At 68.6% G+C, this 23,137-nt stretch carries 18 protein-coding genes and 1 tRNA gene; 4 read left to right on the top strand and 15 right to left on the bottom strand.

Features of this window, described 5'->3' with window-relative positions:
- Positions 1–9: 9 nt before the first annotated feature.
- The gene (locus ACY466_RS14695; RefSeq protein WP_463252307.1) at positions 10–1,620 is read left to right on the top strand and encodes a glycoside hydrolase family 13 protein; all 1,611 of its coding nucleotides are present in this window, start codon (positions 10–12) and stop codon (positions 1,618–1,620) included.
- A gap of 23 nt (positions 1,621–1,643) precedes the next feature.
- Here the strand turns inward: ACY466_RS14695 and ACY466_RS14700 are convergent, their stop codons facing one another.
- The 6 genes from ACY466_RS14700 to ACY466_RS14725 all read right to left on the bottom strand — a co-directional run bounded on the left by ACY466_RS14700 (position 1,644) and on the right by ACY466_RS14725 (position 11,985).
- Positions 1,644–2,318 carry a hypothetical protein gene (locus ACY466_RS14700; RefSeq protein WP_463246107.1) on the bottom strand — a complete coding sequence of 225 codons (675 nt, stop codon included), beginning with the start codon at positions 2,316–2,318 and terminating at the stop codon, positions 1,644–1,646.
- Entirely contained in the window at positions 2,315–2,746 is a 432-nt protein-coding gene (locus ACY466_RS14705; RefSeq protein WP_463246109.1) for an acyl-CoA thioesterase, read from the bottom strand. Before ACY466_RS14705 ends, ACY466_RS14700 begins: the two co-directional genes overlap by 4 nt.
- The gene (locus ACY466_RS14710; protein ID WP_463246111.1) at positions 2,743–7,560 is read right to left on the bottom strand and encodes an NAD-glutamate dehydrogenase; all 4,818 of its coding nucleotides are present in this window, start codon (positions 7,558–7,560) and stop codon (positions 2,743–2,745) included. The genes ACY466_RS14705 and ACY466_RS14710 overlap by 4 nt, the downstream gene beginning before the upstream one ends.
- Before the next feature lie 216 nt (positions 7,561–7,776).
- Positions 7,777–9,456 carry an energy-dependent translational throttle protein EttA gene (gene ettA / locus ACY466_RS14715; RefSeq protein WP_463246113.1) on the bottom strand — a complete coding sequence of 560 codons (1,680 nt, stop codon included), beginning with the start codon at positions 9,454–9,456 and terminating at the stop codon, positions 7,777–7,779.
- Positions 9,457–9,620: 164 nt separating this feature from the next.
- Positions 9,621–10,082, bottom strand: a complete 462-nt coding sequence (gene ssb, locus ACY466_RS14720; protein ID WP_463246114.1) for a single-stranded DNA-binding protein — start codon at positions 10,080–10,082, stop codon at positions 9,621–9,623.
- 148 nt (positions 10,083–10,230) lie between these two features.
- Positions 10,231–11,985, bottom strand: a complete 1,755-nt coding sequence (locus ACY466_RS14725) for an ABC transporter ATP-binding protein (RefSeq protein ID WP_463252308.1) — start codon at positions 11,983–11,985, stop codon at positions 10,231–10,233.
- 123 nt (positions 11,986–12,108) lie between these two features.
- Here ACY466_RS14725 and ACY466_RS14730 point away from each other — a divergent pair, with 123 nt between their 5' ends.
- Entirely contained in the window at positions 12,109–12,546 is a 438-nt protein-coding gene (locus tag ACY466_RS14730) for a MarR family winged helix-turn-helix transcriptional regulator (RefSeq protein WP_463246115.1), read from the top strand.
- A gap of 41 nt (positions 12,547–12,587) precedes the next feature.
- Here the strand turns inward: ACY466_RS14730 and ACY466_RS14735 are convergent, their stop codons facing one another.
- Positions 12,588–14,624 carry a cytochrome c oxidase assembly protein gene (locus ACY466_RS14735; RefSeq protein WP_463246117.1) on the bottom strand — a complete coding sequence of 679 codons (2,037 nt, stop codon included), beginning with the start codon at positions 14,622–14,624 and terminating at the stop codon, positions 12,588–12,590.
- A gap of 130 nt (positions 14,625–14,754) precedes the next feature.
- On the opposite strand from ACY466_RS14735, the gene ACY466_RS14740 reads away from it, so the two are divergent.
- Positions 14,755–14,827 (top strand) — tRNA-Arg (locus ACY466_RS14740).
- 19 nt (positions 14,828–14,846) lie between these two features.
- Here ACY466_RS14740 and ACY466_RS14745 read toward each other — a convergent pair.
- Together ACY466_RS14745 and ACY466_RS14750 are read right to left on the bottom strand one after the other, a co-directional pair.
- Entirely contained in the window at positions 14,847–16,478 is a 1,632-nt protein-coding gene (locus ACY466_RS14745) for an HNH endonuclease signature motif containing protein (protein WP_463246118.1), read from the bottom strand.
- A 135-nt stretch (positions 16,479–16,613) separates the two neighbouring features.
- Complete coding sequence (locus ACY466_RS14750) at positions 16,614–17,588, bottom strand: helix-turn-helix transcriptional regulator (RefSeq protein WP_463246119.1); 975 nt, start codon at positions 17,586–17,588, stop codon at positions 16,614–16,616.
- Between the two features lie 93 nt (positions 17,589–17,681).
- Here ACY466_RS14750 and ACY466_RS14755 point away from each other — a divergent pair, with 93 nt between their 5' ends.
- Complete coding sequence (locus ACY466_RS14755) at positions 17,682–18,041, top strand: VOC family protein (protein ID WP_463246121.1); 360 nt, start codon at positions 17,682–17,684, stop codon at positions 18,039–18,041.
- 39 nt (positions 18,042–18,080) lie between these two features.
- Here the strand turns inward: ACY466_RS14755 and ACY466_RS14760 are convergent, their stop codons facing one another.
- From ACY466_RS14760 to ACY466_RS14785, 6 genes are all read right to left on the bottom strand, one after another.
- A complete protein-coding gene (locus ACY466_RS14760; RefSeq protein WP_463246122.1) occupies positions 18,081–18,533 on the bottom strand; it encodes a DUF1707 SHOCT-like domain-containing protein in 453 nt (150 codons plus the stop codon).
- A 57-nt stretch (positions 18,534–18,590) separates the two neighbouring features.
- Positions 18,591–19,229 carry a YoaK family protein gene (locus tag ACY466_RS14765; RefSeq protein WP_463246124.1) on the bottom strand — a complete coding sequence of 213 codons (639 nt, stop codon included), beginning with the start codon at positions 19,227–19,229 and terminating at the stop codon, positions 18,591–18,593.
- Positions 19,223–20,407, bottom strand: coding sequence for a winged helix DNA-binding domain-containing protein (locus ACY466_RS14770; protein ID WP_463246126.1), 1,185 nt, complete (start codon positions 20,405–20,407; stop codon positions 19,223–19,225). Before ACY466_RS14770 ends, ACY466_RS14765 begins: the two co-directional genes overlap by 7 nt.
- 73 nt (positions 20,408–20,480) lie before the next feature.
- A complete protein-coding gene (locus ACY466_RS14775; RefSeq protein WP_463246128.1) occupies positions 20,481–20,729 on the bottom strand; it encodes a hypothetical protein in 249 nt (82 codons plus the stop codon).
- Positions 20,730–20,742: 13 nt separating this feature from the next.
- Complete coding sequence (locus ACY466_RS14780) at positions 20,743–21,945, bottom strand: fatty acid desaturase family protein (RefSeq protein ID WP_463246129.1); 1,203 nt, start codon at positions 21,943–21,945, stop codon at positions 20,743–20,745.
- A gap of 32 nt (positions 21,946–21,977) precedes the next feature.
- A complete protein-coding gene (locus ACY466_RS14785) occupies positions 21,978–23,054 on the bottom strand; it encodes a ferredoxin reductase (RefSeq protein WP_463252309.1) in 1,077 nt (358 codons plus the stop codon).
- Between the last annotated feature and the right edge of the window lie 83 nt (positions 23,055–23,137).

The following is a 23,137-nucleotide window of genomic DNA, read 5'->3' on the forward strand; positions in this document are numbered from 1 at the left end:
GGACATGTGATCAACACGAACGAACCGTCCGACTCCGCATCCCCCGCCCACACCCCCTGGTGGTCGGACGCGGTGTTCTACCAGATCTATCCGCGCTCGTTCGCCGACTCCGACGGCGACGGCGTGGGCGATCTCGGCGGAGTTCGCGACAAGTTGGGGTACCTGGAGCTCCTCGGCATCGACGCTCTGTGGCTCAGCCCCGTGATGCGATCGCCCATGGCCGATCACGGCTACGACGTCTCCGACCCCCGCGACATCGATCCGCTGTTCGGATCGATCGAGGTGATGGACCGACTCGTCGCCGAGGCGCACGCCCGTGACATCAAGGTCACCATGGACCTCGTCCCCAACCACACGAGCGATCAGCACGTCTGGTTCCAGCAGGCCCTGGCGGCGGCACCGGGCAGCCCCGAACGTGACCGATACGTCTTCCGCGACGGCCGTGGGGACGGCTCCGAGCCTCCCAACAACTGGCCGAGCATCTTCGGCGGACCGGCGTGGCACCGCGTCACCGAGGCCGACGGCACCCCCGGTCAGTGGTACCTGCACATCTTCGCCCCGGAGCAGCCCGATCTGAACTGGACCAACCCCGAGGTCCTCGACGACCTTCTCGCCACCGTCCGGTTCTGGCTCGAACGCGGCATCGACGGGTTCCGCATCGACGTCGCCCACGGCATGGCCAAGCCCGACGCGATGTCGGCCCTGCACGATCTGCCCGACATGGACCTGTCGCTCAACGAACTCCTCCGCAACGCCGACGACGATCCGCGGTTCAACAACCCCGGCGTCCACGACATCCACCGTGCGGTGCGCCGCGTGATCGACGAGTACGACGCGATGACGGTCGGCGAGATCTGGGTCCAGGACAACGAGCGGTTCTCCGAGTACCTCCGTCCGGACGAGCTCACCCTCGGATTCAACTTCCGGCTGGCCGAGGCGCCCTTCGACGCCGAGGCCGTCAAGGACGCGATCGACAACTCCCTCGACGCCGTCGACCGGGTCGGCGGCACGCCCACCTGGACGCTGTCGAACCACGACATCGAGCGGGAGGTGACCCGGTACGGCGACGGCGAACTCGGCACCCGCCGTGCCCGCGCCATGACGCTGCTGATGCTCGCCCTCCCCGGCGTCGCCTTCGTCTACTACGGCTCGGAGTTGGCCCTGCCCAACGCCGATCTGGCCGACGAGGTTCTGCAGGACCCGGTGTGGTTCCGCTCCGAGGGCGCGGTTCGCGGCCGCGACGGATGCCGGGTCCCGATGCCCTGGGAGGGCGAGCGCCCGCCGTTCGGCTTCTCCACCTCCGCGGACACGTGGCTGCCCATCCCGGCCGACTGGGCCGAGCTCACCGTCGAGAATCAGCTCGAGGACCTCGACTCGATGGTCGGCCTGTACCGCACGGCCATCGACCTGCGTCGGAACCGCCCGGAATTCGCGCAAGCGGGCATCGATTGGTACGGCAGCCCCGAGGGATGCCTGGCCTTCCGGCGACGCGGCGGCCTCATCTGCGCGTTGAACGCCACCGACGAGCCGATCCCGCTGCCCCCGGGTGAAGTGCTGCTCGCGAGCTCGCCGCTGGTGGACGGGATGCTCGACGGCAACTCCGCGGCCTGGCTCGTCTGACGAGCGTCAGGACACCATCAGCGTCACGACACCATCAGCGGTATCGATGCCCCCGTGCTGCGGAAGACCGATCCGTACCGGGCGTCGAGGCGGATCCACGACGCGCTCACGCGTACGCGAACCCGGTGGTCGGGCGGTCCCGCCGCCGGGTCCGCGTCGGCGGCCGGGAGGAATCGCATCGCGTTGAGCGCGAAGATCATGCGCATCGACACCGGAACCACTCGATCGCCGGACTGCACCGACACCACGTCCTGATCCAGCAGGGACACGGGCGGTCCGTGCGCACCGTCGTGTTCGCGGGCCAGCGCCACCCCGCGCTCGGCGAGGTCGACGATCACCGAACCGGGCACGTCGTCGACATGGGTGAAACCGTGGTCCGGGGGCACCGGTCCCCGCCACGCGGAGTCCATGCCGAATCCGGGGTCGAACGGGTGCGGCCCCGCCGCGGCCAGCAACGGCACCAGTCCGTCGGCCGCGACGGTCACGTCGGCGGGGCGGATCGAGGCCGACACGACGCGGGCGGCGAGCACGTCGAACCCCGTGTCGCACCACGCCACCACCCGCGACTCTCCCCGTCGGCGCAGCCGGACCACGGCGGCCGCGTCCAACCGGACGGCGTGCGTCAGGAATGTCGTGAGGTCGTCGCGATCCCGGGCGTCGAGGACGGTGAGCGAGCGCTCCGCGAGTGCTCCGGTCACCGGCGATGCCAGCGCGCGAGGTAGGCCCGCTCGTCCGCGGTGAGTCGGCGCAACCGCTGGGTGTCGATGTCGAAGACCGCGATCTGGGTCGACGCGGTCACGGCGGCGGGTGTCTCGACGGATGCGCCGCGCGGTCGGACCTCGTACGCGATCGTGAAGTCGACCGCGCGCAGCCGGTCGATCCACATGAGCACGTCGAGCGGCGAGTCCGAGTGCCGCAGCTGACCGCGGTAGCGCACGTGCAGATCGGCAATGACGGCGCTGTTGCGAAGCGACTGCGTCGGCAGCCCGTCCGCCATCAGCCACGGAATGCGCGCTTCCTCCAACAACGTCACCATCCGGGCGTGGTTGATGTGCTGGTAGGCGTCCATGTCCGACCACCGCACGTCCACCGGGCAGACGAACCCGGGCAGGTCCGCGGCGGTCATCGGGACACCTCGGTACGCGCGCCCGTTCCCCGCACCATGCTGCGGATCTGTCGGGCCGCGACCGACAGCGTGGCCAGGTCGGAGGTTCCCGACTCGCCGATCTCCCGCAGTGCCGCGCGTGCGCGAGCCAGCCGAGACGCGTTGGTCGATTCCCACTCCGCGATCATCTCGGACGCGGTCTCCCCCGGTTCACCGCCGGCCAGGACGTCGAGGGTGAGGGCCCGCAGGGAGGAGTAGAGATCGTCGCGCAGCGCCAGCCGCGCCAGCGAGTGCCAGCGGTTGCCGCGTTCGAGGCCCGAGACCGCGGACAGCAGCCAGTCGATTCCCAGGTGCTCGCCGAGTTCGTAGTACAGCGGGGCCACGGTCGTCGTCTCCTCCCCCACGATGTCCGCGGAGTCGATGACGTCGAGCAGGCAGAACACGTCCAGCAGCCGGAAGACCCGGAACGCCAGCTCTTCCGGTGCCCCGGCGACGACGGCACCCGCGGCCCTCTCGGTTCCGCTGCGGGCCTGTTGGCCCTGCAGCAGGTCGGGCAGTTCGGGGGCGAGCGCACGCACCTTCTCCGCGAAACGGGTGATCTCGGCACCGACGGCGATGGGTTGCGGCCGATTGGACAGCAGCCACCGCGAGCCTCGATCGAGAAGTCGGCGCGTCTCGAGGACCAGGAGGTCGGCGGCCGCGGTGGGCATCGGTGTCCGCGCGATCGTCGTCCAGATCTCGTTCAGCCCGAAGATCTCGGTGGTGGCGGCGAACGCGCGCACCGCGTCGGTGTCCGCGACTCCGGAGTCCTCGGCCAACCGGAACGCGTAGGTGATGCCGCCGTGGTCGACCGTCTCGTTCGCGATGCGGGTGGCCACGATCTCGCGGCGCAGCGGGTGTCCCTTGATTTCCTTCGCGAAGCGCTCCCGCAGCTGCTCCGGGAAGTAGTCGGTGATGAGAGGGGCGAAGACATCGCTGTCCGGCAGATCGGTCGCGGCCAGCTCCTCCTTCATGGCCAGCTTGACGTGCGCCATGAGCGTCGCGAGTTCGGGTGAGGTGAGTCCCTCGCCGTTCTGCTCGCGGCGGGCCAGCTCGGACTTCGACGGCAGGGCGTCCAGGGCGCGATCGACGCGTCCGGCGTCGCTCAACTCGGCGATCAGCCGTCCGTGCACGCTGAGCAGGTGCGGGGCGTGCGACCGCGCGACGCCGAGGAGCTCGTTCTGGGCGACGTTGTCCTCGAGCACCAGGGATCCGACCTCGTCGGTCATCGACGCCAGGAGCGCGCTGCGTTCGTCGGCCGGGAGAGCCCCCGACGTCACCAACGAGTCGAGCAGGATCTTGATGTTGACCTCGTGATCGGAGCAGTCCACTCCGGCCGAGTTGTCGACCGCGTCGGTGTTGATCTTGCCGCCGCCGCGCGCGTACTCGATGCGGCCGAGCGCGGTGCACCCCAGATTGCCGCCCTCGCCGACGACCTTGGCCCGCAGATCGGCTCCGTTCACGCGCACCGCGTCGTTGGACTTGTCACCGACGTCGGCGTCGGACTCGGTGCGGGACTTGACGTAGGTGCCGATGCCGCCGTTCCAGAGCAGGTCCACCGGGGCACGCAGGATCGCCTTCATCAGTTCCGGCGGCGCGAGAGCGGTCACGTCGTCGTCGAGACCGAGCGCTGCACGCACCTCCGCGCCGATGGGAACCGACTTCACGGTGCGCTCGTGCACGCCGCCCCCGGCACTGATGAGCGATCGGTCGTAGTCCGCCCACGAGGATCGGGGAAGGTCGAACATCCGTCGGCGCTCCGCGAACGCGGCGGCCGTCGGCGGCGTCGGATCCAGGAAGATGTGGCGGTGGTCGAATGCGGCCACGATGCGCAGGTGCTCGCTGAGCAGCATTCCGTTGCCGAAGACGTCGCCACTCATGTCCCCGATCCCCACGACGGTGATCTCCTCGGACTGGGTGTCGACGCCGAGTTCGCGGAAGTGCCGCTTGACGCTCTCCCACGCTCCCTTCGCGGTGATGCCCATGGCCTTGTGGTCGTAGCCCACCGAACCGCCCGAGGCGAAGGCGTCCCCGAGCCAGAAGCCGTACTCCGCCGACACCTCGTTGGCCAGATCGGAGAACGTGGCCGTGCCCTTGTCGGCCGCGACCACCAGGTAGGAGTCGTCCGGGTCGCGGCGGACCACGCGCTCCGGCGGAATGGCCGACCGCGTCGCCGGGTCCAGGTTGTCGGTGACGTCGAGCAGCCCCGCGATGAAGGTGCGGTAGCACGCGCGACCCTCGGTCGCGGTGGCCGCGCGGTCGGTCGCCGCGTCCCCCGTCGCCGTCGGAGGACGCTTGACGACGAACCCACCCTTGGCCCCGACGGGAACGATCACCGCGTTCTTGACCGCCTGCGCCTTGGCGAGGCCGAGCACCTCGGTGCGGAAGTCCTCCCGCCGGTCGGACCACCGCAGGCCGCCGCGGGCGACGGCCCCGAAGCGCAGGTGCACACCCTCGACCCGCGGCGAGTACACGAAGATCTCGAACCGGGGACGGGGCTGCGGCAGCACGTCGATCGCGCGCGGATCGAACTTGAGCGAGAGGAACTCTCGCGACGAGCCGTCCGCACCGACGACGAAGTGGTTGGTGCGCAACGTCGCTCGCACGAGGCCGAACATGGCGCGCAGGATCTTGTCCGCGTCCAGGCTCACGACGTCGTCGATCAGACCGGTCAGCTCGGCGGCGATCTCCTCGGCCCGCTCCGCCGAGGCGGCGTCGGGATCGAACTGCGCGTCGAACAGGTCCGCGATCAACCGCGCGGTGGTGGGGTTCCCCAACAGCACGCCCTCGATGTTGAACTGGCTGTACGGGAAGGCGGCCTGCCGCAGGTACTTGGCGTAGGCCCGCAACACCACGGCACGCCGCCACTCGAGCCCGGCCCGGAGTACGAGTTCGTTGAAGCGGTCCGCCTCCGCCTCGCCCCGCCACACGGCGGCGAACGCGTCGGTGAAGCGACGACCGATGGGCCCGGTCTCGGCGGCCTCGGCGAGCAACCGGGGTTCGACGGCGAGCCCGAAGTCGTAGATCCAGCACCGGGTGCGGTCGAGCCGCACCACGGCGTACGGCCGCTCGTCGACGACCTCGACGCCCAGGCTCTGCAGTACGGGCAGCACCTGGCTCAGCGAGATCTCACCGGTGACGTACAGCGAGAACCGCCAGTGCCCGTCGTCGGAACCCTCGGGCCGGTACAGGCACATGTCGATGCCGTCCCCCGAGAGCGCTTCGAGCCGACCGATGTCGGCGAGCGCTCGGGTCGCGTCGAAGTCCTGCTTGTAGGCCTCGGGGAAGGACACGGCGTAGCGCGCGGCGACGTCCGGAGACACGGCCGGCGTCTCGCGGGCCGTCTCGCGCAGGGAGTCGTCCCAGTTGCGGGTGGCGTCGGCGATCAGCCGTCGGAGCCGATCCCGGTTGGCGTCCGAGACGTCGACCCGGTCGGCGGTCTGTCCATCGAAGCGCACGGTGAAATGCACGAGGGCCAAGGGGCTCTCGGAAATTCTCGCGTCGTACTCGATGGCGGACCCACCCAGCTCGGAGAGCAGGATCCGCTGGGTCGCCAGTCGGACGCGGGTGGTGTAGGAATCGCGGGGCAGGTACACGAGCGCCGAGACGAAGCGGCCGTACCCGTCGCGCCGGAGGAAGACGAGCACCTCGCGTCGCAGGCCCGAGCGCTCCACCGCGATCACGGTGTCGTAGAGCGAATCCGCGCCGGCGGAGAACAGCTCGGTGCGCGGGAACGACTGGATGGTCTCGAGCATCGCCTGTCCGGAGTACGAGGACAGCGTGTGACCGGCGCGCTCGACGACCGCACGCACCCGGTCCCCCACCACCGGGATCTCGAGAACGTTGCCGTGCAGCGCCGCCACGGTGAACATGCCCGCGAACCGGTGCTCGCCGATGGTGTTGCCGTCGTCGTCGAGGTCGTGGATTCCGATGAAGTACGGGTGCACCGCGCGGTGCACGGTCGTCGAGCTCGACGCCTGGGTGAGGACCAGCAGGTCCTCACGGGCGACGAGCCGGTCGGTGGGGAGATCGAACCCGTCGGCGGCGTCCGCGTCGTCACCGCGGAGCAGACCCAGGCCCGAGTCGGCGATCGGCGCGAGGCCGCCGCCCGCCACGGCGTACCGGCGGCTACCGAGCAACCGGAAGTTGCCCTGCGCGAGCCACCGCAGCAAGCGGGCCGCGTTGTGACGGGTCTCCGGGGTGACGTCTCCGGCCGTCGTGCCGTCGTCGTCGCCCACCCGATCGAGCTCGAGCAGATCGGCGAGCTCGAGTTGCGCGTCGTGCATGGCGGCGGTGTCGCGGGCGACGCGGCGGACATCGGCGAGAACGGCGGGGAGGGACCGTTCGAGCGCGGCGAGGGTCGTCTCCGTGGCCGAGGGGTGCAGGGCCACGTGGATCCAGGACTCGGCGATACTGCCGTCGGCGCGATCACCGTGATCGGCGGGAGTCGCGGCACCCAGAACGGTGCGCAGTTCGTCGTTCTCGCGCACCACTCGGACGATGGGGTGCACGACGTCGGTCACGGCCGTACCCATCGCCGACAGCGACGCGGTGATGGACTCGACGAGCATCGGCATGTCGTCGGTGACCACCTGCACGGCGGGACCGATCGCGCTGTCCGCACGCAGCACGGACAGCACCGCGGTGTCCGCCGGCCGGGTGGCGGCGAGGTCGAGGTGCCGACGGAGGATGTCGTCGGGATCGGCGGTGGTGGACCGGCCGAGGACCTCGGTGTCCACGTTGCCGAAATACACCGCCCGTAGTTCGTCCGAGTACTGATCGACCGATGACGACATCGCCCACTGCCTTTCGCCGACGCCGTGGACGACCGGCAGTGATCGACTGCTCCGGTGCGGCCACGGCCGAGTGTTGCCTGTACGTGCTCGGCACCGACCCTATCGTCGTCCGGCGTTCTCGTCGGTGAACGGCCGACGTGTTCGGATACGAACACTGCCCGCCGGATTCGTCCCCGGCACAGGGACGACTCCGACGGGCAGCGGAACGGGTGGTGACTAGTCGCGCGTGAGCTTGCGGTGCGTGACGCGGTGCGGGCGGGCGGCGTCGGGGCCGAGCCGCTCGACCTTGTTCGCCTCGTAGCCCTCGAAGTTGCCCTCGTACCAGTACCAGGCGGCCTCGTTGTCGCCGAAGCCACCTTCCCAGGCCAGGATGTGCGTGCAGGTCCGGTCGAGGAACCACCGGTCGTGCGAGATGACCACGGCGCAGCCGGGGAACTGCTCGAGCGCGTTCTCCAGCGAGCCGAGGGTCTCGACGTCCAGGTCGTTGGTGGGCTCGTCGAGCAGGATCAGGTTGCCGCCCTGCTTCAGGGTCATCGCCAGGTTCAGCCGGTTGCGCTCACCACCGGAGAGCACGCCGGCGGCCTTCTGCTGATCGTGTCCCTTGAACCCGAACGAGCTGATGTAGGCACGCGACGGAAATTCCTGGGTACCGATGGTGATGAAGTCCAGACCGTCGGACACCGTCTGCCACACCGTCTTGTCCGCGTCGATGCCGGAACGGTTCTGATCGACGTAACTCAGCTGCACCGTCTGACCGATCTTCACCTCGCCGCCGTCCGGCTCCTCGAGCCCGACGATGGTCTTGAACAGCGTCGTCTTACCGACACCGTTGGGCCCGATCACGCCGACGATGCCGTTGCGCGGCAACGTGAACGAGAGGTCCTTGATCAGCACGCGTCCGTCGAAGCCCTTGTCGAGGCTCTTGACCTCGACCACGACGTCGCCGAGGCGCGGCGGGTTCGGGATCTGGATCTCATCGAAGTCGAGCTTGCGCATCTTGTCGGCTTCGGCGGCCATCTCGTCGTAGCGGTCCAGGCGCGCCTTGTTCTTCGCCTGACGCGCCTTGGCACCGGAGCGAACCCACGCGAGTTCGTCCTTGAGGCGCTTCTGCAGCTTCTGGTCCTTCTTGCCCTGGACCTCGAGCCGCTCGGCCTTCTTCTCCAGGTACGTCGAGTAGTTGCCCTCGTACGGGTAGAGACGGCCGCGGTCGACCTCGCAGATCCACTGCGCGACGTGGTCGAGGAAGTACCGGTCGTGGGTCACGGCCAGGATCGCGCCGGAGTAGGCCGCGAGGTGCTGCTCGAGCCACAGGACGGACTCGGCGTCGAGGTGGTTGGTCGGCTCGTCGAGAAGCAGCAGATCCGGCTTGCTGAGCAGAAGCTTGCACAGCGCGACGCGGCGCTTCTCGCCGCCGGACAGGTGCGTGACGCCCTCGTCCGGCGGCGGGCAGCGGAGCGCGTCCATCGCCTGTTCGAGCTGCGAGTCGATCTCCCACGCATCGGCGTGGTCGAGCTTCTCCTGCAGTTCGCCCATCTCTTCCATGAGCTCGTCCGAGTAGTCGGTGGCCATGAGCTCGGCGATCTCGTTGTACCGCTTGAGCTGGACCATCGTGTCGCCGAGACCGTCCTCGACGTTCTCGCGGACGGTCTTGGCCGGATCGAGTTCGGGTTCCTGCATCAGGATGCCCACCGAGGCACCCTGAGCCAGGAAGGCCTCACCGTTTCCGGGCTGGTCGATCCCCGCCATGATCTTCAGGATGGACGACTTGCCGGCGCCGTTCGGTCCGACCACGCCGATCTTGGCTCCCGGATAGAAGCTCATCGTCACGTCGTCGAGAATGACCTTGTCGCCGTGCGCCTTGCGCACCTTCTTCATGGTGTAGATGAATTCCGCCACGAGTTCCTCTCGGTGTGCTCACCAGTTCGTGTGAGAACCGGCGCGTGTGCCGGTGTCCGTGCTGGTAGATGTGCCAGCAGCTGTGAAATGTGCTCGGTGCAGGAGTCTACCGGGACGGACCGGAACCGGGAAACGACCCGAAAGTGCCTCTCCGGCGGCCCCGCCTACCCCGCGGCCGCCAGGGTCTCGGAGTCGTCGGTGGGCCCGTCCACCCCCACCGACGCGTCGGGCTCGGATGCGGTCTCGGTCGCCCGCTCCGCGGTGTGGCGGGGCCGATCGATCTTGACGTGGCAGCGCGAGAGGTCCGGGCCGACCGCCGACGCGCGGATCTCCAGATCGGCCCGCCCGACGCCGTCCTTCGTCGTGTACTCGTTGGTGCGCACCGGTCCGTACACCACCACGGGATCGCCCTTGCAGAGCGACGCACCGACTCCGGCGACCAGTCGACGCCAGCAACTCACCGACGCGTACAGGGTGTCGCCGTCGGTCCACTCCCCGCTGTCGCGGTCGATGCGGCGCGAGTTGCTCGCGACGCGGAAACTGATGACCTCGTCGCCCGACGCGGTGAGTCGCTTGATCGGATCGGTGATCACCGTTCCCACCACGGTCAGATATGCCTCGTACATGTGAATTCCCCCTTCACCGGTGGCTCCGCGCTGCGCGGATCGTCCGAGATCCACTGTGCGGGGCCGTCGCCCGGATCGGGCGGCCTCGAGCGGCCCCGGGGACGGACGCCGAGCGTCGTCCACAGGTTCGCGGCGGGCCCTTGCGCGATCAGCGCGCCAGTGCGTCCTCCGCGACCTCGCCGTTCGAGGCGGTCAGCAAGGCGCTGTAGGCGCCGCCGAGCGCCACCAGTTCGTGGTGGGTTCCCGATTCCAGGATGCGGCCGTGATCGAGGACCACGATGCGGTCGGCGGACCTAACCGTCGAGAGTCGGTGGGCCACCACGATCGTGGTCCGATCGCGTTCGAGGTCCGAGATCGCTTCGGCCAGTGCGTGTTCGGTGGTGGTGTCGAGCGCGCTGGTCGCCTCGTCCAGAACCAGTACGGGCGGGTTGCGCAGGACGGTGCGGGCGATGGCCAGTCGCTGCTTCTCGCCACCGGAGAACCGATAGCCGCGCTCGCCCACCATGGTCTCGTAGCCGTCGGGCAGGGACACGATGAAGTCGTGGATCTGCGCGACGCGCGCCGCGGCCTCGATCTCGTCGTCCGTGGCCGACGGTTTCGCGAAGCGCAGGTTCTCCCGAATGGAGTCGTGGAAGAGATACGTCTCCTGCGACACGACTCCGACCAGTTCGGAGACGGTGGTCAGCGGCATCTGCCGCAGGTCGACCCCGTCGATCTCGACGGATCCGGACATGGGGTCGTACAACCGGGCGGCGAGATACCCGAGGGTGGTCTTGCCCGCGCCCGTGGCGCCGACCACCGCGAGGGTGCTGCCGGCCGGGACGGTGAGGTCGATGCCGGCCAGCGTCGGCTCGGTCGAGCCGGGGTAGTGGAAGTCCACGTTCCGAAAGACCATGTCGCCGCGCACCGTTCCACGATCGACGGCGACGGGAACGGCGGGCTCGTCGATGTCGACGGGCAGATCGAGGTACTCGAAGACCCGGCCGAAGAGGGCAAGGGAACTCTGCACCTCGACGCCGGTGTTGAGGAGCATCATCGTCGGGCGGAACAGCTGGGTCTGCAGGGTGGTGAACGCGACCAGGGTGCCCACGGTGATCGCGTTGCCGTTCCCGATGGTGATGCCGGCGAACCAGTACACCAGCGCGGGCATGGCGGCGAAGCTGATCGACATCGTCGCCATCCGCCATTTACCGGCCATCATCGACTTCAGCTCGACGTCGGCGACGTCGGACGAACGGGTCGCGAACCGGTCGGTGAGCACCGAGGCCGCGCCGGTGGTCTTGCCCAGCAGGATGCCGCTCACCGAGAGCGATTCCTCGACCTGAACGGAGAGGTCGCTGAGCAGTTTCTGCCGGACCGCGGAGATGCGTCGGCGCTCGTCTCCCACGCGGCGGGCGATGTGCACGAAGACCGGAAGGATGGCGAGCGAGAAGATCGCGAGCTTCCAGTTCAGGATGAACAACGCGGCCACGGTGGCGACGACGGTCGTCGCGTTCTGGGCGATGGAGGTTGCGGTGTTGGTGACCACGGACTGCATGCCACCGATGTCGTTGGCGATGCGGGACTGCACCTCGCCCGTCCGAGTGCGAGCGAAGAATCCCAACGATTGACGCTGCAAATGCCGGTAGACGTCCAGCCGCAGGCGGTGCATCAACTTCTGACCGATGCTGTTGGACATCCAGGTCTGTGCGACGCCGAGGCAGCTGGTGACGACGGCGATCGCGATCATGCCCGCGGCCAGGACGGTCACCAAGGTGACGTCGGCCGTCGGGATCGCGACGTCGAGCATCTCGCGGAGGAGGAACGGGGATCCCAGCGCGACGAGGGCGCTGAGGGTGATGACGGCACTGACCGCGGCCACCTGACGGCGGAACGGGTGGAAGAGCGCCACGACGCGGCCCATGGGCGCGGGCGTCACCGGGGTCGACTCGGGTGTGGAACGAGGACGCACGAGGCCTCCCTTGCTGAGGTTTTTCTTGAGGTTACCTCACTATGAGGTCGCCCGACTCAACGCTAGGATGCCCTCATGCATTCCTCCGACACCACCGGCGACCTGGTGGACACCTTCGTGTCGGTGGCGCGCCTGCTGCGCCGACGGCAGGTGGCGGCGCTCGAACCGTTCGGCCTGTCCCCGTCCCAGAGTCGAGTGATGCGGGTCCTCGCCGGGGCCGAGGACCCGGTCCGCCTCGGCCACCTGGCCGAGCGCCTGCGCATCGCGCCGCGCTCGGCCACCGAGGTCGTGGATTCTCTCGAAGCCGGCGGATACGTCGAACGTCGCGCCGACGAGACGGATCGGCGAGCCGTGCGGCTCGGCCTCACCACGTCGGGGCGCGAGTTGTTCGACTCGGTCGAACGCGCCCGGCGCGAGACCTCGGCGCGGGTGTTCGAGACCCTGACCGCCGAGGAGCGCAACCGGCTCCGCGACATCCTGCTGAGGATGGACGCCGCCGCGGTCGGCGACTAGTGCGGCCGAGGCGCGCATGCGCGCCCGCACCTGACCGAACGTCAGCGCCCGGTGTTCTCCTGCTCCCGACGTGCCAACTCCGCGAACATGGCGTTGTGCGCGGCGAGATCGGCGCCGTGGTCTCGCTCGGCCGCGCGGTCGGTCCGCACCGCCTCTTTGCGGTCCGATCTCGACCACTGCACCAGCAGGGCCAGCATCACCAGAATCAAGGGAATCTCACCGGTCGCCCAGGCAATGCCGCCGCCCAACCGCTGATCGGCGAGCAGATCCTGGTTCCACGGCAGGTTCAGCCCGCGGAAGAACGTCTCCCCCATCACCGCCTCCGTGCTCATCAGCGCCACCCCGAAGAAGGCGTGGAACGGCAGCGATCCGAACACCATGGCCAGCTTCGCAACCGGAGACAGACGGCGCGGTGCGGGGTCGATCCCGATGACGACCCAGTAGAAGAGGTAGCCGCTCAGCAGGAAGTGCAGGTTCATCACCAGGTGAGCACCGTGGCTCGACACCGCGTTCCCATAGATCCCGCCGAGGTACAGCACGTAGAAGCCGCCGACGAAGATGACTGCTCCCACGATCGGCTGCGTCAGGAAGCGCGACACCGGATTGTGCAGGGCGAGCAGGATCCACTCGCGCGGTCCGGGGACGCCGTTCTTGCCCGCGGGCTTCAGGACACGGAGCGCCAGGGTGATGGCACCGCCGAGCACCAGCAGCACCGGTGTCAGCATCGACAGGATCATGTGGGCGCCCATGTGCACGCTGAACATGGCCATCGAGTAGCGACCGATACCGGACGAGGTCGCGATCAGCAGCGTCGCGCAGCCCAGCACCCAGGCGATAGTGCGGCCGATCGGCCACGAGTCGCCGCGCTGACGCAGCCGCCGCACCCCGAGCAGGTACACGACGGCCAGGACGATCGCCGCGGTGCCGAAGATCAGATCGAACCGCCAGTCGAGCATCAGTCGGCCGAAGGTCGGCGGCGCGGACAGGTCGTAGCCCAGTTCCACCTCGGTGATCGACAGTTCACGCTGCGTTCCGGCCGGCGGCGGTGTGCGTGACAGACCGACGGCGAGGCCGATCGTCGCGGCGAACACCAGGGTCTCGGCACCGGCGAAGCGCACGAGCGCCGACCGGGACGTGGGGTCCGCAGCCAGGGCGGGTAGAGCGCGCTGCCGCTGGATCCACCCGAAGAACCCGAGGGCGACGAGCGCGACGACCTTTGCCAACACCAGTCGGCCGTAGGTGCTCGACAGCACGTCGGCGAGTTCGACGCGGACGAGCGCGTTCACGACGCCGCTGACGCCCATGACGACGAACGCTCCGGTCGCCACCAGGGAGAACCGGCGGGCGGCGACGTCGGTGTGTGCACCCGCGCGTCGGGCGTGGGCGAGGAGAGCGAACAGTCCGCCGGCCCACAGCGACGCGGCCACGAGGTGCAGGATCAGGCTGTTCGTCGCGATGTCGTGCGAGCCGCCGGACGACGAGTGCCCGGTCAGGGCCAGCGGCATCAACGACAGCAGGGACAGTCCCAGCAGCAGCGGCGTCCACGCCCAGTTCAGGATCGCGCGGCACCCGATGGCGAGGACGAGCGCGATGATGGCGGTCCACTGCCAGGCCTGCGCGATGTCGACCTGGGACAGACCGGACCACAGATTTTCCGGTTGCAGCGCGACGCTCAACGGCTGCCCCGACGTGTCCGACAACGTCAACGGAATCAACACGATCGAGCAGGCCGCCCACACGATCGCGCCGATGGACGCCGTCCGCACCGCCCGGTATCCGTCCACGTCCAGGATTCCGGATTTCTGCGGCGGTACGAAGAACGCGGCCAGAAGGAGCGACCCGATCGCGACGACCGCGGCGATCTCGCCCAGGGCTCGCACGGCGGGCAGACCGTAGGTGGTGACGGGTCCCGGATCCGGGATACCCAGCAGCACCAGCGCCTGCGACGCCGAGAGCGCCACCACCAACGCCGCCACGACGGCCGCGACGAGCCCCGCGCTCACGAACACACTGGTCGATCCATCGTGACGCGTGGGTTCGGCCGACGCGTCCGCGCGGTCGACTTCGGTTGTTGCCATACCTCCAGAGTAGGAGGTGACGGCGGTCGCAGCGATGGCGGACACCTACAGGCTGTAGTAGGCGGACCGGCGGGCGGGTCGGCGGAAGACCCCTCGCTACACTCGACGGGCGCACGGCGACCGCGCGCACGCCTCCGTAGCTCAGGGGATAGAGCAATGGCCTTCTAATCCATTGGTCGCAGGTTCGAATCCTGCCGGGGGCACCGTCGAAACCTTTCCTGGTCAGAACGGACACTCACCCTGATCGGGCGTCGGGGTGGTGCGCCGGCCTCCGATCACCACCATGGCCGGACGAAAAACCTGCCTCACCTGCGGAACCGTCACCCGCCGCAACCCCGACGACGACGTCCAGATCACCACGCCACCGTCCATCAGCGCCGGTACCCAGTAACCCAGCGTCTTCAGGTCGTGGTGGAACTTGCACAGACAGTGCAGGTTCTCCTCCACCGTCCACCCACCGCTCCGCGGGTCATCGTGATCGAACGGCACGACATGATCGATCTCGCATCGCGCCGCCGGCATCGAGCAGTTGCGGAAGCGGCACACACCATCTCGGGCTCGGATTCGCTCGGCGAGCCCCGCCCCCGGTCGGTACCGCAGCGCCTCTGTCGTCACCGCACCCGACCCGTGTCCCGCTCCTGCTTCCGCAAGGCTCGGATCCTCGGCCAGCGCTCGTTCCACCGCGGCGATCACCGACGCGATTCCCTCCGGCACCCGCGGCGCGGGAGGAGGGCAGGACATCGGCATCACCGGCCCGGCCGCCCGGCGACGACCCCGCGCCACCACCCGGCGCGAGGTGAGCGAGGAACAAGTGCTGGCCGTCGACGGTGTCGGCGCGTCCCACTCCCCGGCCCAGTCCCGCTGGAGTTCCTCCCACTCCCAATCCTCGGCCGCCCACGCCGCCGGCTCCCACCCCGGGGGCGTTGATGTCGGCCCGTCCGCCTGCTGCCGCGCCAGCATCGCCGAGGCCTCGACCAGCACCGCTCGCCACGTCGCATCCTCCGCCAAGGCGCGGGCAACCTCGGCGGGCACCACGCCGTATCCCTCGAGGAATGCGGGCTCCGACGTCAGCCCGAGCAGCGTCGCCGCGTCGATTCCCACCGACACCAACGTCGACCCCGCCAGCGGCGCGGGCCGCGCCACCGACGCCGCACACCCCTCGCGTTCACAGCCGCAGACCAGGTCCGACTCTCCGGCCGTCAACGCGGCGACCGCGTCGTGCAATCGGTGCGCCTGTCCGCGGGGATCCTTCGGGCACACCGTCCCGGCGATCTGCCGCAACCGAGCCATGAAAGCCGAACCGACCTCCGGCGTCGTATCCGCCCGCACCGACACCAGCCCGGCGATGCCCTTGGTGGATCGCACGTTCACCTGTGTCGACGCATCCCGATGACGCTCCGCGAACGCCGCGGGATCTGCCACCGACAGCAACCGACCGATCTCGGTCTTCAGCGGCCCCGGTGACAGCACTGCCGCTGCCTCCGCCACCGGTCCTGACAACGCCTCGAGAGTCTCTGCCGACAACCCGACGGTCTCCTGTACCGCGGTGCGCACCCGAGCGAAGTCCACCTCGCCCCGCGCGAACGCCGACGCCAACTCCGGTAGCCGTTCGCGCACACCGGTCCCCACCTCGGCCAGCTTCTCGGCCACGGTCTTCGACACCGTCAGACGCACCGCGATCTCCGCGACCGCCGCGTTGCCGAACCGCCGATCGTCGACCCCGCGCGCCGCATCCGCGACGCAACACGATTCCCACATCGACGCGGCCGCGAACACCTTCACCGCACACGCCGCGTTCTCCGCGCGCGAGGCCTCCCCCACCGCCTCGGCGTCCGACACCTCGAACGGCGACACCCCCACAACACTCGACATCCCCGCAGCACTCGACACCACCACAAGACCCCCCGATCCCAGCAATACCGGCGACGTTACCCCACCCCACCGACACGAATTCTCCACCAGCGCAGTGGTTTCGAACCCGAGACCACGCTACCGCACCCCACCGACAGGATCGGTCGAAGAATGCCGTCGAACCAGGTCCTCGGCCAACGATCGCACGAGTTCCCGAGCCTGCAGAGGTTCCAGAACGTCGATATGGTCACCGAACTGCAGCAGTTGCCGAACTCCCTGAATATCGCTGTAGGACAGGCGAATATCCGTCCATCCCGACGAGCCCGAGCCGACGTGCACCATTCGTGTCCCCAGAATTCGCGCCGCGAGGTCGAGACGACTCGTCCGCATCCGAGCCGTGATCGTCACCCCGCCGGCTCGTTCGGTCGCGGCTCGTAGCTCCGTCCACACCGACTGCAGCGTGCAGTCGCGTCGCCGCACGGCTGCCTCGGGCATCAGCGACCACGACTCGATTCGGCTCAGCGCGAACAACTTCGGTGTTCCGTCCCGGTCTGCGACCAGGTACCACCGCCCGGCCTTCGCCACGAGACCGTAGGGGTCGACGATCCGCGGCGCACTCTCCGTCTCGCCACTGCGCCGGTACGTCAACGACAGCCGGCGCAGCGACCGTAGGTCCGTGGCCAGATCGGCGACGTTCGCACCGTCATCGTCACCGGCGAACCACCCACTGTTGTCCACCAGAATCAGCTCGGACAGAGGCGGACGGTCGGGCGCGATGGGCCCGCGTCGGGCGTCCATCTTTCGGGTGGCCATCTCGAACGGTTCGTGCACTCCGAGTCGACGACGCTGATCGGCGTCGATCCCGGCGAGCCTCAGGGCCTCGACCTCCGGTGGATCCAATCGGGTGACGTCGACCCGCGAACCCGGCAGGAGCACGACCCCGCCGCGCCGACCTCGCTCCGTGTAGACCGGAACGCCGGCCGCGGAGAGGGCTTCCACGTCACGCCGGACGGTCCGTGTGGAGACCTCGAGTCGGGACGCGAGCTCTCCGACGGTGATCCGCTGACGTGTCTGCAGGAGCAACAGCATCGACAGCAATCGCGAGCTCTTCACCGGCCGATTGTCTCCCGAAAACCGGACGGGGGTTGTCCGGTATCCGTCCGACACTGATCCGGACCGCACCACCGACGATCCGAAGGAGCAGCCGTGCCCACCCCGAACCTCTTCCTCGTTCACGTCCGCGACGCCGACGCGTCGACCGCGTTCTACCGGGGATTGTTCGACGTCGATCCGAACTTCGTCACCCCGCGCTACGTGACGTTCCCGGTGGCGCCCGGAATCCTGTTCGGCGTCTGGACCGGCGCGGGCGCACCCGACGCCTCCGTGCCGAGATTCAGCGAGGTGGCCGTGATGGTCCCGCCCGGTCGCAGTGTCGACGAGTGGTTCACCCGGTGGACGGCACTCGGCGCCACCGTCGTCGAGGAGCCGCACGACGACGTGTTCGGCCGCACGTTCGTCGTCGCCGATCCCGACGGCAACCTCATCCGCGTCTGCCCGACCGATTGATACCGACCGATCGACACCGACGGCAAACAGGGCGCCCCGTCACTCCTCGATGGCCTTCTTCTTCTCGAGCTTCTCCGGTTCGTCGTCCTCGTCGTCGCCCCAGAAGATCGACGCCAGCAGAACGGCACCCCAGATGCCGAGAGGCCAGATGGGCCAGTAGTAGACGATCTCGCCGGACGCGATGGACGTCACGCCCCAGATGCCGGTCAGAAGGATCGAGACGCCGATCCATTCTTTCCATTCGTCGAGATATTCGCGCCACGGCGCAACGCCGTCCTCCGAGGCGGCGAGGGCGTCGTCGTCCACCGGCGCGGGAAGGTCTGCGGTGACCTGTGCCAGCTCGCCACGGGTCGCGGACGACCAGACCTTCCCCACCCGCTCTTCGTACTCGAACAGCGTCAATCGACCCTCGGCCATTGCCGTACCGAGGTGGCGGGCGACCGCTTCACGTTCGGCGGTCCCCACCCTGAGTTCCATCCGGTCGTCGGTCACGTCGCATCCCTTCACCCCGGGGGTCGGTGGGTCCAGACTATCGCCCCGTGTCCGATTTCACCGGCCGCTCACCCGAACACCGACCGCGGACGCACCGACCACTCCGATGGCGATCACGACGCTCCAGAAGTGCACCGCCGAGTACGCGAGCGCGCCGAGAAACGCGCCGACACACAGCGCCGACCACAGGGACAGGTACCGCGGCCAACTGCGTTCGCCCCTGCCCTGCAGGCGCGCCGCGATGTTCTGGCTCATCTTCACGAGCGTCCCGGTCATGTAGGTGAGGCCGATGCTCACTTCGCCGTCACGCTCGAACACGGCGTTCTCGGCGCCCATCGCCGCGGCCAGGAGCAGCGCCGACGGAACCATCACGCCCGTGACGGGATACGCGACCGCAGCCGTCGTCAACATCACGGCGACGAGAAGCAGCACCGCCGAGCGTCGACGCATTCCCGCGCGATCACCGACCACCGACCCCAGCACGACGCCGACCACGAAGCACGCGACGAGGCCCGCCGCGAGGAAGAAGTTCGCGAACTCTCCATCGACCACGGCCACTGCCGCCTGGGTCGAATTGCCCGTCATGAAGGACACGAACCACCCGCCCACGGAGATGAACCCCACCGCGTCGACGAATCCCGCGACCGCCGCGAGACCCACCGCGAGCCGCACGTCCGGCAGAGCATGAGTCAACACGTGCGCAACTCTTTCTCCAGCGGAGTCGGAAAGCTCGGCGTCACCGGCGTCCCGTCGATCAGGACCGTCAGCCGCGCGGCCTCGTGTCGCACGGCCGTCGAGACCGATCGCCCGACCTTCTCCAACAGCCGGGTCGTCACCGTGCCATCGGGACGCACCGCCCATCCCCCGACGACGCGTCCCTCCCACCAGACGGTCGGACCGATGTTCCCGAAGGTGTCGAACAGCGCGGGTCGGTAGTCGTCCGGCAGGTACCACCGACGCTCCTTCCACCCCATGGGCGTCGGGTCCAGCGCTGGGAGCAGCGCGACACCGGCGTCGACGACATCCGGAACGGGACTGTCCCGCAAAGCGATTCCCTCACCGGACGACAGCCTCACGGGTTCGACGTCGAGACCGGCCAGCGCCGCCGTCGTCTGTCCCTTGTTCCACCCGGTCCACCACTGGAGGTCGGTGGCCGACGCGGGGCCGAACACCTCGAGCCATCGCTGCGCCAGCTGTCGCCGTGCGTCGGGTTCGGGTACGACGGGCAGCCCGTCCGGCCACCAGCTGGAGATGGGCGCCCAGGTGTGGTGGCGCGACGTCCACGATCCTCGCGGCTGGGTCCGCACGATGAGGCCCTCGGCCGAGAGCAACGCGAGCAGGGTCGAGGTGACGTTGCGGCGCACGTCGTAGGCCTTGTCGGTGGTCGGGAGAAAGGCGGTGCGCAACGCCGGAACCGCTGCCGACAGTTCGGCACCGGTTGCGGTACCGGCATCGGTGAGCGCCTCGTGGACATCGGCTTCGACGGCCGCGAGCCACGTCGGCGCGTCGTCGATCACCGGATCGGTCGGAAGCGTCGACAGTTGCTTCAGCAGCCGCGCTCTCAGCACACGGGCGACGCCGTCGCTCGCTCCGGCCTGCACCACCGGCAGCAGATCGCGGTCGATCACGAACAGCGTTCGTCGCATCGCGAGGACCCGCACCAACGTGCGTGCCTCGTACATCGCGGCGTGCAGATCGGCCAGCGTCGCCGTCGACGAACGCGCGAACACCGACAGCGTCACCGACGCCGGGTCCGTCGCGTGGAGCGCGAGAACGCGCTCGACCACCTCGTCCGGCGTCAGGGGCTCGCGCACTCCGACGCGATGCCGCGCCACCAGTCGCACGCGCCGCTCGTCGTCGGAGATCGCTCTCATGCGACCCATCATGGTCCGACGACGACAACGGCGCCGCACCCCCGTGGGGTGCGGCGCCGTGTGTCGGAACCGGTCAGCTACCCGACGACCGCCGGGTGGTGTCCTCGAAGTCGCCCTCGATGACCTCGAACCTGCGCGTGTCGGTCTGCGCTCGCTTGCCGGCCTCCCGCATCTCGATGCCGTCGGTGACCAGATCACCGATCTCGCGGGTGACGTCCCGGACCGCCGTCGCGATGATCATCGCGATCCGGCCGACGTGGACGGCTGCGGACTCGGTCAGTTCCTGCACCGTGTCCTTGTTGCGCTCGAACTTTCCGACCATGCTCGAATACCTCTCAGGCTGCGACCTTTTCGCGCTCGATGATCACACCGGTCACCTTGTCGGGGCCGGTGAATCGATCGGGCAGGGCGTACTTGAAGATCTTTCCCCACACTGTACCGACCTGGTGGAACAGGCCGCCGCTGTTGTAGGGCAGTCCGTACTCGGCGCACAGTGCGCGGACCTCGGGTGCGATCTGCGGGTACCGGTGCGCGGGCAGATCCGGGAACAGGTGGTGCTCGATCTGGTGCGACAGGTTGCCCGACATGATGTGGAACAACCGTCCGCCGTCGATGTTCGCGGAGCCCAGCATCTGACGCACGTACCACTGGCCGCGCGTCTCGTCGGCGGTCTCCTCCTCCGTGAAGGTCTGCACCCCCGTCGGGAAGTGGCCGCAGAAGATGATCGAGTAGGCCCACACGTTGCGCACCAGGTTGGCGGTCACGTTGCCCAACAGCGTCGGGACGAACAGCGGTCCGGTGAGCGCCGGGAAGACCACGTAGTCCTTCAGGACCTGCTTGCCGGCCTTGTTCCACCAGCCCTGCATGAGCGGCTTGATGTCGTGCCACTTGCGCTTGCCCTGCACCACGTTCTCGGCCTCGAGGTCGTGGAGCATGACGCCCCACTCGAAGAGCATCATCAGCGCGAACGCGTAGACCGGGTTCCCCAGGTAGTAGGGGTTCCACTTCTGGTCCTTGTCCATCCGCAGGATGCCGTAACCGATGTCGCGGTCCATGCCCAGGATGTTGGTGTACGTGTGGTGCATGTAGTTGTGCGAGTGGCGCCACTGATCGGCGGGGCACACGTTGTCCCACTCGAACTTCTTGGAGTTCAGGCCCGGCTCACGCATCCAGTCGTACTGGCCGTGCATGACGTTGTGGCCGATCTCCATGTTGTCGAGAATCTTCGACACGCTGAGGGCGCCCACCGCGGCGATCCAGGCCGGCGGAAAGAAGCCGAGGTACATCAGGCCACGGCCCGCGACCTCGAATCCGCGCTGCGCCTTGATGATGTTGTAGATGTAGGCGCGGTCCTCTTCACCGAGGTCCGCGACCGTGCGGTTGCGAAGATCGTCGAGCCTGCGCCCGATCTCCTCGACCGCTTCGTAGGACAGCACGACGGGACCGTCGTCGGTGTCGGGCTTGTCCATGTCGCGATCGGCGTCGGATCCGGACCCGGAGCCGAGGAACGGCAGCGATGCCAGGGATAGTCCGAACATGGTGACCTCCTTCTCGAAAAGTGTGGGGTGGGTCAGACGTCGAGTTCGACGTCGCCCAGGGGGACGGACACGCAGAGTTGGATCTCGGTGTCGGGGTCGGAGTCGGTCTCGCCGGTCTTGACGTTGCGGGTGCAACCGGACTTCTTGACCGAGGTGCAGGTGAAGCAGATGCCCATGCGGCACCCGAACTCCGGGCTGAGCCCGGCGGCCTCGGCCTGCTCGAGCAGGGTGCTGCCGTCGTTGTCGACGGTCGTCGACGACGCGGCGAACGACACCGTGCCCGACGCGTCCCCGTCGGCGGTCGGCACGGACGTCACGAACTCTTCCTTGTGCAGCGCATCCGCGGCTCCGAGTTCGTCGAAGACACCGGTCACCGCGTTCATGAGTCCGGGGGGACCGCACAGGTAGGTCTGCGCGGACGCGTGCCACGGAGCGGCGGCGACCAAATGCTCGGCCGAGAAGTAGCCGTGCAGGTCGCCGCCGTCCTGCTGATCGGTGTACGCGAGGACGACGTCGATGTTGTCGTGCGCCGCGTCGATCTCGACGAGTTCGTCGCGGTAGCAGACGTCGTCCTCGGTGTATCCGTAGTGGAGGAACGTTGCGCGTCCGGTGTACCCCTCGTGCACCAGCGTGCGCAGCATGGACATCACCGGGGTGATGCCACTTCCTCCACTGATCAGCAGAATGTGGTCCGGCCGGGGCGTCGGCAGCTCGAAGGTGCCGGTGGCCGGAGCGAGATGGACGACGAGGCCGGGCTTGGCCGAGTCGACCAGGTAGTTGGACACGATGCCGTCGGGCTGGGCCTTGACGGTGAGTTCGATCGTGTCGCCGTCGGCGTTCTCGGCGCCGACGGGCGAGTAGCAGCGGGTGTGCCGAACGCCGTTGACGACGACGCCGATCTGGACGAAGTGGCCGGCCGTGAAGCCCTTCCACTGCCAGGTGGGACGGAGCGTCAAGGTCACGGAGTCCGCGGTCTGGTGGCGCACGGCCACGACCTCGGCCCGCATCTCGTCGACCGAGATCATGGGGTCGACCAGTTCGAGGTACCGGTCGACGGCGTGCGGTGTGGTCAGAGTTTCGATGAAGCGGGGCCGCAACCGCGAGGCCAGCGAGCTGACCCAACTGCGGGTGGGGGGTGCCGGCGCGATGCTCACGTGGTGTCCTCCGTCTCGACTGGTGTTGTGCTCGACCG

This window comes from Rhodococcus sp. K11/5 (assembly GCF_055193735.1).